The sequence below is a fragment of the Herbaspirillum sp. C9C3 genome (assembly GCF_013359625.1).
Taxonomy (GTDB): Bacteria; Pseudomonadota; Gammaproteobacteria; order Burkholderiales; family Burkholderiaceae_D; genus Herbaspirillum.
In genome coordinates this window covers 41,870-53,613 of the sequence record NZ_JABFMQ010000028.1, presented here as the reverse complement: position 1 = coordinate 53,613, position 11,744 = coordinate 41,870, and the positions used below count along the sequence as shown (strand labels likewise).

At 62.5% G+C, this 11,744-nt stretch carries 10 protein-coding genes; 6 read left to right on the top strand and 4 right to left on the bottom strand.

Annotation, left to right across the window (positions count from 1 at the left end; translation table 11 throughout):
* Positions 1-105: 105 nt before the first annotated feature.
* Positions 106-708, bottom strand: coding sequence for a phenylacetic acid degradation protein PaaY (locus HNO82_RS19625; protein ID WP_175344823.1), 603 nt, complete (start codon positions 706-708; stop codon positions 106-108).
* 316 nt (positions 709-1,024) lie between these two features.
* On the opposite strand from HNO82_RS19625, the gene HNO82_RS19620 reads away from it, so the two are divergent.
* The 6 genes from HNO82_RS19620 (at position 1,025) to HNO82_RS19595 (ending at position 8,823) form a co-directional block, all read left to right on the top strand.
* Entirely contained in the window at positions 1,025-1,645 is a 621-nt protein-coding gene (locus HNO82_RS19620; RefSeq protein WP_008332569.1) for a TetR/AcrR family transcriptional regulator, read from the top strand.
* Positions 1,646-1,717: 72 nt separating this feature from the next.
* On the top strand, positions 1,718-2,863 hold the full coding sequence (locus tag HNO82_RS19615; RefSeq protein ID WP_008332568.1) for an ABC transporter substrate-binding protein: 1,146 nt from the start codon (positions 1,718-1,720) through the stop codon (positions 2,861-2,863).
* A 93-nt stretch (positions 2,864-2,956) separates the two neighbouring features.
* Positions 2,957-5,017: a phenylacetic acid degradation bifunctional protein PaaZ gene (paaZ, locus tag HNO82_RS19610; RefSeq protein WP_175344822.1), complete on the top strand. Its 2,061-nt coding sequence runs from the start codon at positions 2,957-2,959 to the stop codon at positions 5,015-5,017.
* A 155-nt stretch (positions 5,018-5,172) separates the two neighbouring features.
* Positions 5,173-6,225, top strand: a complete 1,053-nt coding sequence (locus HNO82_RS19605; protein WP_175344821.1) for a branched-chain amino acid ABC transporter permease — start codon at positions 5,173-5,175, stop codon at positions 6,223-6,225.
* A 10-nt stretch (positions 6,226-6,235) separates the two neighbouring features.
* A complete protein-coding gene (locus HNO82_RS19600) occupies positions 6,236-8,026 on the top strand; it encodes a branched-chain amino acid ABC transporter ATP-binding protein/permease (protein ID WP_008332561.1) in 1,791 nt (596 codons plus the stop codon).
* The gene (locus HNO82_RS19595) at positions 8,026-8,823 is read left to right on the top strand and encodes an ABC transporter ATP-binding protein (RefSeq protein ID WP_502709281.1); all 798 of its coding nucleotides are present in this window, start codon (positions 8,026-8,028) and stop codon (positions 8,821-8,823) included. Before HNO82_RS19600 ends, HNO82_RS19595 begins: the two co-directional genes overlap by 1 nt.
* A 129-nt stretch (positions 8,824-8,952) precedes the next feature.
* On the opposite strand, the gene HNO82_RS19590 is transcribed toward HNO82_RS19595, so the two are convergent.
* The 3 genes from HNO82_RS19590 to HNO82_RS19580 all read right to left on the bottom strand — a co-directional run bounded on the left by HNO82_RS19590 (position 8,953) and on the right by HNO82_RS19580 (position 11,584).
* Positions 8,953-10,146: a type VI immunity family protein gene (locus HNO82_RS19590; RefSeq protein WP_175344820.1), complete on the bottom strand. Its 1,194-nt coding sequence runs from the start codon at positions 10,144-10,146 to the stop codon at positions 8,953-8,955.
* Positions 10,146-11,063, bottom strand: a complete 918-nt coding sequence (locus tag HNO82_RS19585) for a VRR-NUC domain-containing protein (protein ID WP_175344819.1) — start codon at positions 11,061-11,063, stop codon at positions 10,146-10,148. Before HNO82_RS19585 ends, HNO82_RS19590 begins: the two co-directional genes overlap by 1 nt.
* Before the next feature lie 71 nt (positions 11,064-11,134).
* A complete protein-coding gene (locus tag HNO82_RS19580) occupies positions 11,135-11,584 on the bottom strand; it encodes a hypothetical protein (RefSeq protein WP_175344818.1) in 450 nt (149 codons plus the stop codon).
* Positions 11,585-11,744 lie beyond the last annotated feature (160 nt).

The following is an 11,744-nucleotide window of genomic DNA, read 5'->3' as shown; positions in this document are numbered from 1 at the left end:
CAAGGAGCTGCAACAACGGCAGGCGACGCTTGGCGGCCTCTCCCGGAGGGTTGCCACCACGCCTTCTGGGGGCAACGCATCTCACAGATTGAATGTGAACAGGCCCTAGGCCCGCCTGGTCGCGATCAGCGGCTCGACGAAGGGGGCGGCCAGGCTCGGCCGGTTCTCTTCGATGTGCTGCAAGGGGCTGACCTCCCGCAGGCTCTTCAGACTGCGCCTGGTGAGGTCGTGATAGGTCTCGGTACCGGCCTGTTTCCAGGCCATCTCTTCATCCGTCAATGCGCGTACCACCTTGGCCGGCAGGCCGGCCACCAGCGTACGCCGGGCAATCTGCATGCCGGCGCGTACGAAGGCGCTGGCCGCCACGATGGCCTGTTCTCCCACCACCGCGTCATCCATCACCACGGCATTCATGCCGACCAGCGCGTCGCGCTCGACGGTGCAGCTGTGCAGCACCGCGCCGTGACCGATGTGGCCGTTCTCGCCCACTACCGTGTCATGCCCGGGGAAGCCGTGGACCACGCAGGTGTCCTGCACGTTGGCCCCACGCTTGAGCACGATGCGGCCGAAGTCGCCGCGCAGACAGGCGGCCGGACCGACATAGCAGTCCGGGCCGACGATGACGTCGCCGATCAGCACCGCCGTCGGATGCACATAGGCGGTCGGATCGACCACCGGGATCACGCCTTCGATCGAGTAACAGGGCACAGCGTCTCCTTTGCCAGCGTGTCGCCTCGGGCGCAGCGGCTCCTTGTGGTGGCAGCGCTGTGGCGATTGCCTGGCTTTCCTTGTTGAAACGCTGGAAAAAACCATTTGCCTGGCGCTGTTTTTTGAGGAATAATAATTTCGACCGACCGGTTGGTCAATAATGTTTTAAAGATTTTTTCTGACCGCTTCGGGAGGTATCGGGTTTCGGACAGGGCAGGGAGGCTTGCAGAGCGGGATGTCTCCGATAGATGTTTCGTAAGAGTTTTGATTTACGGCACAATCATGACTTTGCGGAAATATCGACGAGGACGCATTTATGGCACGCAAGCGAGCAGCGGGATACGACAACCAGCGCGAGACCATCATCGAACAGGCGGCTGCCTTGTTCGCGCGCAATGGTTTCGTGGGCACATCGATGAATGAGGTGGCGCTGGCGTGCGGGCTGTCCAAGGCATCGCTGTATCACTACTTTGCCGACAAGCACCAGTTGCTCATGCACATCTGCGAGGACCACATCGATCGCCTGTGTGCGCTGGTGGAGGAAGTCGCGCAGCAGGATCTGTTGCCGGAACCACGACTGCGCCTGCTGATCCAGCGCTTCGTGGAGGAATACCGCGATGCGCAGAACGAGCATCGGGTGCTGACCGAGGACGTGCGTTTCCTGGAGCCGGGTGACCAGAAGCGCATCCTCAACGGCGAGCGCAAGGTGGTCAAGGCGGTGGCCGACGCCATGTGCGCGGTGCGCCCGGAACTGGACCGTAGCCGCATGGCCAAGCCGCTGGCCATGCTGTTGTTCGGCATGATCAACTGGATGTTCATGTGGTTGAAACCGGATGGTGAACTGACCCATGAGCGCATGGCCGTGGTCGTGTCGGATCTGTTGTTTGGCGGAATCGGCGCCGTGAGCCTGGACGGCGCCGGAAAGAAGAAACGATGACGTGAGCCCTTGATCGGTAGCGTCATTGCAGGCACGCAGCACCACAATGACAAAATCATCAAGGAGACCTCCATGCAGTTTGCTCGCCCTTTGCTGGCGCTGGCCCTGGCCGGCTGCGCCCTCGCCGCACATGCTGACATCAACGTCGGCGTCACCGTATCGACCACCGGCCCGGCTGCCTCGCTGGGCATTCCCGAAAAGAACACCATCGCACTGCTGCCCACCACGATGGGCGGGCAGAAGATCAACTACATCGTCCTCGACGATGCCTCCGATACCACGCAGGCGGTCAAGAACGCGCGCCGCTTCGTCTCCGAAAACAATGTGGACGTGATCATCGGTTCATCGGTGAGCCCGAACTCGATCTCGATGATCGAAGTCGCCGCCGAAGCGCAGACCCCGATGATCTCCCTGGCTGCCGCCGCGCGCATCGTCGAGCCCATGGATGCCAAGAAGAAGTGGGTCTTCAAGACCCCGCAGAACGACATCATGATGTCGCTGGCGATTGCCCGTGACATGGTGGCGCGCGGCTATCAGCGCATCGCCTTCATCGGTTATTCCAACGCCTATGGCGAAGGCTGGTACGAGGAATTCAAGAAAGCGGCCGGTCTCAAGAAGCTCGAGCTGGTGGCCAATGAGCGCTTCGCGCCCAACGATACCTCGGCCACCGCGCAAGCCCTGAAGCTGGTGGCGGCCAAGCCGGATGCCATCCTCATCGCCGCTTCGGGCACACCGGCGGTGGTGCCGCAACGTGCGTTGAAGGAGCGTGGCTTCAAGGGCCAGATCTACCAGACGCACGGCGTGGCCAATGCCGACTTCCTGCGCGTGGGCGGCAAGATGCTCGACGGCACTCTGCTGCCGGCCGGCCCGGTGCTGGTGGCGGCGCAACTGCCGGCCTCCAACCCCATCCGCAAGGTGGCCCTGGACTACACCGCGAAATACGAAGCGGAACACGGCAAGCACAGTGTCTCGCTCTTCGGCGGCTATGCCTGGGATGCCGGCGTGCTGCTGCAGTCGGCCATTCCGGTGGCCCTGAAGCGCGCCAAGCCGGGCACGCCGGAATTCCGAGCGGCCCTGCGTGATGCACTGGAAGCCACCAAGGAAGTCACCGGCGTGCATGGCGTCTACAACATGACCGCCACCGATCATCTGGGGCTGGACCAGCGTGCTTCGGTGATGGTCAAGATCGTGGATGGCGCCTGGCAGTATCAGCCCTGATCGGCGTGGCCCCGGCCTGATCCCATTTTCCAACACGCTGCGGGTGCGTCCTCGTCCGCAGCGTGTCGTCCTACCCGCTCACAGGAGTCTTCGATGACCACCCGTCCCCCTTTGCTACAGAGTTTCATCGCCGGTCGCTGGTTCGGCCAAAGCCCGTCCCAGGCGCTGCACAGCGCGGTCAATGGCCAGCCCGTGGCCAGTACCCATCAGGAATCCATCGATTTCGGCGAAGCGCTGGACCATGCCCGCCGTCAGGGCCTGCCTGCGCTGATGCGCCTGGACTTCCAGCAACGTGCGGCGATCCTCAAGGCGCTGGCCAAGTATCTGGTCGAGCACAAGGAAACCCTGTACGCCATCTCGGCCCACACCGGCGCCACCCGCACCGACAGCTGGATCGACATCGAAGGCGGCAGCGGCACGCTGTTTACCTATGCCAGCATCGGCACCAATGAATTCCCGTCCTCCAACCTGGTCCATGAAGGCCCGGCCATGTCGCTGGGCAAGCAGGGACGCTTTGCCGGTACCCACATCCTGGTGCCGCGCGGCGGCGTGGCGGTACACATCAATGCCTTCAACTTCCCGGTCTGGGGCATGCTGGAAAAATTCGCCCCGACCTTCCTGGCCGGCATGCCCTGCATCGTCAAGCCGGCCACCGCCACCAGCTATCTGGCCGAAGCAGCCGTGCGCCTGATCCAGCAGTCGGGCCTGCTGCCCGAAGGCAGCCTGCAACTGGTCATCGGCAGCACCGGTGATCTGCTCGATCGCCTGCAGGCGCAGGATGTGGTGACCTTCACCGGCTCGGCCGACACGGCGGCCCGGCTGCGCGCCCATCCCAATCTGATTGCCAACTCCATCCCCTTCAATGCCGAAGCCGATTCGCTGAACTGCGCCATCCTCGGTCCCGACGTCAACGTCGACGATGAAGAATTCGATCTCTTCGTCAAGGAAGTGGCGCGCGAGATGACCACCAAGGCCGGCCAGAAATGCACCGCGATCCGCCGTGCCATCGTGCCGCGCCAGCACTTGGGTGCAATTTCGGAAAAACTCGCCGCGCGCCTGTCGAAAACCGTGATCGGTGACCCCGCGCTGGAGTCGGTGCGCATGGGGCCGCTCGCTTCGCATGCGCAACAGCGCGATGTGGAAGAGCGCGTGGCCTTGCTCAAACAAAGTGCAGAAGTGATCCTGGGCGCCGGCAGCCACTTCCAGCCGCAAGGCGAGGGCGTGCGCGAGGGTGCGTTCTTCGCCCCGACCCTGCTGCTGGCGCGCGATACCTCCGCAGGCAGCCCGGTGCATGAAGTGGAAGCCTTCGGTCCGGTCAGTACGCTCATGTCCTATGACGATCTGGACGAAGCCCTGGCGCTGGCCGCACGCGGACGCGGCAGTCTGGTGGCCAGCCTGGTCACGCGCAGTCCTGCCGTGGCGGCACGGGCCATCCCGGTGGCGGCAGCGTGGCACGGTCGCCTGCTGATCCTCGATCGCGAAGCTGCACCGGAATCCACCGGCCACGGTTCGCCCTTGCCGCAGCTCAAGCATGGCGGTCCCGGACGCGCCGGAGGCGGCGAGGAACTGGGTGGTTCGCGCGCCGTGAAGCACTACCTGCAACGCAGTGCCGTACAGGGTTCGCCCACCATGCTGGCGGCCGTCGCCGGCGAACACGTGCGTGGTGCGCAGGTGCGCGAGTCGGGCATTCACCCCTTCCGCCACTACTTCGAAGATCTGCAGATCGGCGATTCGCTCACCACCCATCGCCGCACCGTCACCGAAGCCGACATCGTCAATTTCGGCTGCCTTTCGGGCGACCATTTCTACATGCACTTTGACGACGTCGCGGCACGCCAGTCGCCCTTCGGCAAACGCATTGCGCATGGTTACTTCGTGCTGTCGGCGGCGGCCGGGCTGTTTGTCTCGCCGGCACCCGGTCCGGTGCTGGCCAACTACGGGCTGGACACGCTGCGCTTCGTCAAACCGGTGGGCATCGGCGACACCCTCTCGGCGCGCCTGACCTGCAAGCGCAAGATCGACCGCAACAAGAAGGACGCCAATGGTCAGGGCCAGGGCGTGGTGGCCTGGGATGTGGAGGTGAGCAACCAGGAAGGTGAACTGGTGGCGTCCTACGACATTCTGACCCTGGTAGCCAAGAGACCGGCGGCCTGAGCCTCCCGGTTTTTTGCAAAAAGCTTCATGTCCTGTCCGGTAATCCGCGCCACACACAAGATAGCAGCCCCAAAGGTTCATCTCTGACAAGAACCGGGCCACTCCGGCCAGTCGCAGCCCGATCTGCGGCGGCCGGCCACAACAGGAGGAGACAAGTGGATTCGAGCATTCTGACCGTGCTGATCCAGGACGGCATCACGACCGGCGCCATCTATGCGCTGCTGTCGCTGGCGCTGGTGCTGGTGTTTTCAGTGACACGGGTAATTTTCCTGCCGCAGGGCGAGTTCGTCGCCTTCGGCGCCTTGACGCTGGCCGCCATCCAGAACGGCCAGGCCCCCGGTACCGCATTGCTGCTGCTGGCGCTGGGGACGGTGACGCTGGCGGTCGAGGCTGGCACCGCGTTGCGCCTGGCGGCCACGCGTAGTCGCTTGCTGCGCCGCCTGCCACTGCTGCTGGCCACCCAGATCGGACTGCCGCTGGTGCTCTGCGGCATCACGCATTACCTGGATATGCAGGCGCTGGCCATGCCTTGGCAGATCCTGCTCACGCTCCTGATCGTGGTGCCGATGGGACCGATGATCTATCGCGTGGCCTACCAGCCGCTGGCGCATTCCAGCGTGCTGGTCTTGCTGATCGTCTCGCTGGGCGTGCACCTGGCCATGGTCGGTCTGGGCTTGCTGATGTTCGGTCCCGAGGGGACCAACACCCGACCCTTCACCGAGATGCAGTTCAGTCTGGGGGACAGCCCGGTCTCCGGCCAGAGCGTGATCGTGCTGGTGACGGTGGCCGCGCTGATCGCCGTGATCTACGTCTTCTTCGAACGCACCTTGACCGGCAAGGCCCTGCGCGCCACCGCCGTCAATCGTCTCGGTGCGCGACTGGTGGGGGTGGGCATCAACCAGGCGGGCCGCTTGTCCTTTGCGATGTCGGCGGGCATCGGGGCGCTGTGTGGCATCCTGATTGCGCCCTTTACCATCGTCAACTACGAGTCCGGTTTCATCATCGCGCTCAAGGGCTTTGTCGGCGCCATCTTCGGCGGGCTGGCGAGTTATCCGATTGCGGCGCTGGGCTCGGTATCGGTCGGACTGATCGAGAGTTTTTCGTCCTTCTGGGCCAGTGCCTTCAAGGAGCTGATCGTCTTCACGGTCATCATCCCCATCCTGCTGTGGCGTTCGCTGACCAGCCACCACATCGACGAAGAAGCCTGAGGACCCCGTCATGACCGCATTCACATCGCATCGCGCCGCGTGGCCGGCGCTGTTCTTCGCCATCGTGCTGGTGTTGCCGCTACTGGGCCTGCCACCCTTCTGGGTGACGCTGATGTCCTACGTCGGCCTGTATGCCATCGTTGCACTGGGACTGGTCTTGCTCACTGGCGTGGCCGGGCTGATCTCGTTCGGACAGGCGGCCTTCGTCGGCATCGGTGCCTACACCACGGCCTATCTCACCACACAGTTCGGACTCTCGCCCTGGATCGGGCTGCTGGCCGGCATCGGCCTGACCGCGCTGTCGGCCTTCCTGATCGGCATGCTCACCATGCGCATCTCAGGGCATTACCTGCCTCTGTCGACGATTGCCTGGGGCCTGTCGCTGTACTACCTGTTCGGCAACCTGGAGATGCTGGGCAAGCATGACGGCATCAACGGCATCCCGCCCATTGCCGTGGGCCAGTTCACCTTCGGCAACGGCGCATCGATGTATCTGCTGATCTGGGTGGTGCTGATCCTGGCGCTGGTGTCGGTGGTCAACTTTCTCGATTCACGCGCGGGCCGGGCGGTGCGGGCGCTCAAGTTCGGTACCGTGATGCCGGAAGCAATGGGGGTGGATACGGCGCGGCTGAAGATTGTCATCTTCGTCTATGCGGCGGTGCTGGCAGGCATTTCCGGATGGCTCTACGCGCATCTGCAACAGGCGGTCAATCCCACGCCCTTTGGCTTGAAATACGGCATCGACTATCTGCTCATGGTCGTGGTCGGCGGGGCCGGCCATGTGTGGGGGGCCATTCTTGGTGCGGGGCTGCTGGCAGTGTTGAGCAACTTCCTGCAGGAGTGGTTGCCGGGTGTGTTGGGCACAGGCGGAAATTTCGAAGCCATCGTCTTCGGCATCGCACTGGTGATCTTCCTGCAGTTCGCCAATGAGGGCTTGTGGCCGCGTCTGCAGGCGCGCTTCGGGCGTCGCCTGCCGCACCGGTTGCCGGCCGACGCCGCGCCGCTGGCGCAGATTCCCAAGCCGGGGCGGGGTGACGTGATCCTGGAGGTGGAGGCCGCGCGCAAGCAGTTCGGTGGACTGGTGGCGGTCAATGATGTGAGCTTCTCGGTGAAGGCCGGAGAAATCGTTGGCCTGATCGGACCGAACGGTGCGGGCAAGTCGACCACCTTCAATCTGGTCACCGGTGTGCTCTCGATCACCAGTGGCAAACTCAATTATCGCGGACAGTCGCTGGCGGGATTGTCCTCGCGCGAGATTTCCAGCCGAGGCATTGCGCGCACCTTCCAGCATGTGCGGCTGGTGCCGGGCATGAGCGTGCTCGAGAACGCTGCCATGGGAGCCTTTCGCCGTGGCCAGTTCGCACCCCAGCGCGGCATCCTGGCCAGTCTGGCGCGGGCCAATCGCAAGGAGGAGGCGCGCATTCTGAGCGAGGCGCGACGTCAGCTGGAACGCGTGGGTCTGGGTGAACTGATCGACCGGCCTGCGGGCAGCCTGGCGCTGGGCCAGCAGCGCATCCTGGAGATTGCCCGTGCGCTGTGCTGTGATCCGGCGTTGCTGTTGCTCGATGAACCAGCGGCCGGTTTGCGGCTCAAGGAGAAGCAAGCGCTGGCCGCCTTGCTGGACAAGCTGCGTGGCGAGGGCATGGCGGTGCTGCTGGTGGAGCACGACATGGACTTCGTGATGCAGTTGACCGACCACATCGTGGTCATGGAATTCGGCACCAAGATTGCCGAGGGCACGCCGGCGCAGATCCAGGTGCACCCGGCGGTGCTGGAAGCTTATCTCGGAGGAGCCCAATGATGACTGCAGCGACCATGATGAACCCCGCCAGCGTGGCACCGGAGGTGCGCGCTACGACCGCGCCGGTGTTGCTGGAAGTCAGTGCACTCTCGGCGCGTTATGGCAAGGTGCCGGCGCTGACCGGGGCGGCGCTGACGCTGCGGGCCGGACAGATCGTCACCGTCATCGGCCCCAATGGCGCGGGCAAGTCGACCCTGCTCAATGCCATGATGGGCGCCTTGCCCGGCGGGGCCGCTGCCAGTGGGCGGATTGCCTTCCAGGGCGAGGACGTAAGCCAGATGGAAGTGGAAGAGCGCGTCGCACGTGGCCTGTCGCTGGTGCCGGAAAAGCGTGAATTGTTTACGTCCATGACCGTGGAAGACAATCTGCTGCTGGGGGCGTACAAGCGGCGGCGCAATGGGGAGTCGGGATATCTGGATCAGCAGGAATTTGTCTATGCCTTGTTTCCGCGCTTGAAGGAGCGGCGCAAGCAGGCGGCCGGCACGCTCTCCGGTGGCGAGCGCCAGATGCTGGCGGTGGGGCGCGCCTTGATGGCCAAGCCGCAGGTGCTGATGCTGGATGAACCCAGCCTGGGGCTGGCACCATTGATCACCAAGGAAATCCTGTCCATCATCAGCCAGTTGCGCAGCACCGGCGTGGCCACCTTGTTGGTCGAGCAGAATGCGCGGGCGGCCTTGCAGGTGGCCGATTACGGGTATGTGCTGGAGATGGGGGAGATGGTCTGCGAGGGACCGGCGGGGGTGTTGGCGGCGGACAGGAAGATTGTTGAGAGTTATTTGGGGGTGGCGCGGCATTGAGCGCGGGTCAATCAGGCAACCGGTACGTTCATGAGCGATCTCATTTCATGTTTTCTTTCCAGCGTGATGGCGCGCTGGTGATGTTGCCACTTCGCGTTTCGCAGCAACAAGGGGTTCCCTCATTGATAGTCAGAGTTCAGCGAGCAGTTCCCAGGTGATGGCCTCGCGTTCGAGGAATTCGCCATGCGGTCCCAGGTTCAGCCAGTAGGGGGCGATGTCGCCGGGCATCAGGATCACGCCGAATTTTTCTGTGCCGGGGCGGTAGAAGCGGCCATGGCAGGGGCTGGGCTGGCCTGTTTTCAATCTGATTTTCTTTTTTGGAGTGCTCCCTGCAAGCAGGGACGCTGGATCAAGGGGGAAGACAGGCGGCCACGCATCGCTTTGATCAAAGCGGCGAATCCAAAGATCAGAGGTGAAACGATTGAAGCGTAGCTCGCCCCAATTGGATGCGCTGCCCATGGAATTGTAGGCTCCGTCACGCAAGGGGCGCAGTGCTGCATTGACTCTGGCATAGGCCTCCGATATTGCATCGTCGACTGGTCCGATTTCCGGCGTCTCTCCTGCGCGCAGTACCAGTGAATTTCCGTGACGAATGGAGGTGATGCCAAGCTGGCGACAATGATCCGCATAGGCGTTGATCCCACCGCAACGCTCGGCCAGGACATCACCTACGATCGTGATCCAGTCGACGCTCTTCGGGCCAAAGGGCGCACGCATGAAGTCACCGGCACCGGGAATGTAGAGCGTGCGGTAGCGTGTCGCCAGATCAAAAGCTTCCGGCTCGTAGGGAATAGTTTGCTCGGGCAGGACGGCGGCCAGTCCCACTCGGCCATGGAAGGGATTGAGCGTTTCGATCCCGCGCAAGAGCAAGCTGTCAAGTGTCTTTCGATGATGGAGATCGAAAGCATGACTGCGTGGCAGCTGGAAGTAAAGTTCTGATATGCGGCCCTTGTGCCAGCCTCGTTCGGTCAGGCAGAAGATCGCATATTCCGTGGCTTGCTCGCGATGCTCCCCGGAAGAAAGGTACCACTCGATGCAGTCATCTTCATCGAGTTTGGCGGCATAGTCACGTAGCTTGGGAAACTTTTTGTCGGCAAGTTTTCTGGTCTGCCAGCTCTCGGGATCGCAACTCCACTTCAATTCGCTCCCGTAGGCTTCTTCGTACGCCTCGAACAATTCAATGATTGCTTGGCGTTTCTCCGGTGTATGGCCGCCCCAGAAATAAAGAGAGGCGGTCAGGCCGACGCTTGTGATGATCCGGTCATCATCCACATATTGAAAATCCGGAAGCAGGGCTTCAATTTTCTCCAACGCATGTTTCATCAGTGTTTCTCCTTTTCGTCTTTTTGATTCGCATTGGCCGTTCTTGTACCGGCTACCAGTACGACCAACGCCGCAGCGGCAGCGCCGGCGGCTTCAAGAGGAAGGGCAGCAATGGCAATGGCACCCACCAGAATCGTGCCGCCGACCACTGCGGCACCTTTGAGATAGTCGGCAAGCGGCATACCTTCGTCTTGCGATGCGACGGGGCCGTAGCGCGGCTTGACCGGTTGTGGGGGTGGTATGGGAGCGGGGAGAGGTGGTGTCCGGCTATACCAGTGATCTTTTGCCTTGCGTTCCTGTTCCATTGGTGTGGTGACCGGCGCGCGAACGGGATCTTGGACAGGCGCAGATGTATCTCGTTGGCAATCGCACTCTGTGATCGTGAGCAAGCGAAACCTATCCGGGTCCCCTGCGATCCTTTGATAGTCGTTCATTTGTTCTCTGCCCAGTGTATCGCCTTCAAACTTGATCTCTACCACCGCTTCAATATTCGCCTGCACCGGCATCAACCGCTTCCAATCAATCTTCCCCGAGGCCTGCATGGCGGCCAACTCTTCGCCTGTAGTCGCAAGAATGATGCAGTCCGGAATCCTCAACAGCCCCTTCTGCGGCTTGCCATCCAACTGCCATTTGAGCAGCCCATCGGCCATGGCCCGTCCAAGCGGAAACCGGCTGGGACGGTTTGGCTGATCCCGGCTCATGAGTGGAGCGGGAGGATTGCTGGCCATGCTGTAGCCGACTTCGGCCTTGTAGCGCCAGACCAGCTGGTTGCGCTCTTCGTCATTCCAGATGCTGGCGGTGGTGCAGCGCTGCTTCAGATCGCGCCCGAGGCTATCCCTGAGCTTGGTCCCCTGATTGCACATGCACATCACCGCACACAGATAGCTACGATCCATGGGATTGTCGAGCGTCAGCACGCGGCCTCTCGGCCCCTCGTGTGTTCCTGATCGCCCCACCGGGCGCGAGGATGGCGAGATACCTTCTCCCATCAGAGATCCTCGCAACGCTGATCCTGCACATGGTAGGGATCAGCGCCGCCCATCGGTTTGGGACGCGCAATCACTTGCAGCGGCAGGGGCGAATCAGTCCAGACCACATCGGTGCGGCCTTCGGCATCGGTCTCGCCTTCCACTATCCGGCCATCACCTGTTTTGATCAGATAGGGAACGCCTGCCAGCAATTCTCCAGTGGTGTTGCTGCGCAGGACGAAGTGCTCCTGGAAGCGCGGTGCCTGGCGGGGAACGTGTTGTTCCGGTGGCGCGTTGGTGCTTCTGTCGTCGTCTGGCGAGCCCCAGCCAGCGTGATTGTTGTGCCGCGAGTAGAGGATTGCGCCGCAGTCGGTGACGTCCTGGTCATAGACTACCGGCTGGCCGTTATCCATGATCGTCGGGAAGCGACTGCTGATGATGGTCGCCACGCGCTTGGCGACCTCTCGCACTCACAGATTGAATGTGAACAGGCCCTAGCCCGCCGTGCGAGGTGCGGTCGCCCATGACGATGAAACCGATGATTGCCATGCCGAACTCCTGATCCTTGTCAAAGCGACCGAGGCTAGCAAGATCGCTTTGGCGAGATAAGACGGACCATGGGGCAATTCG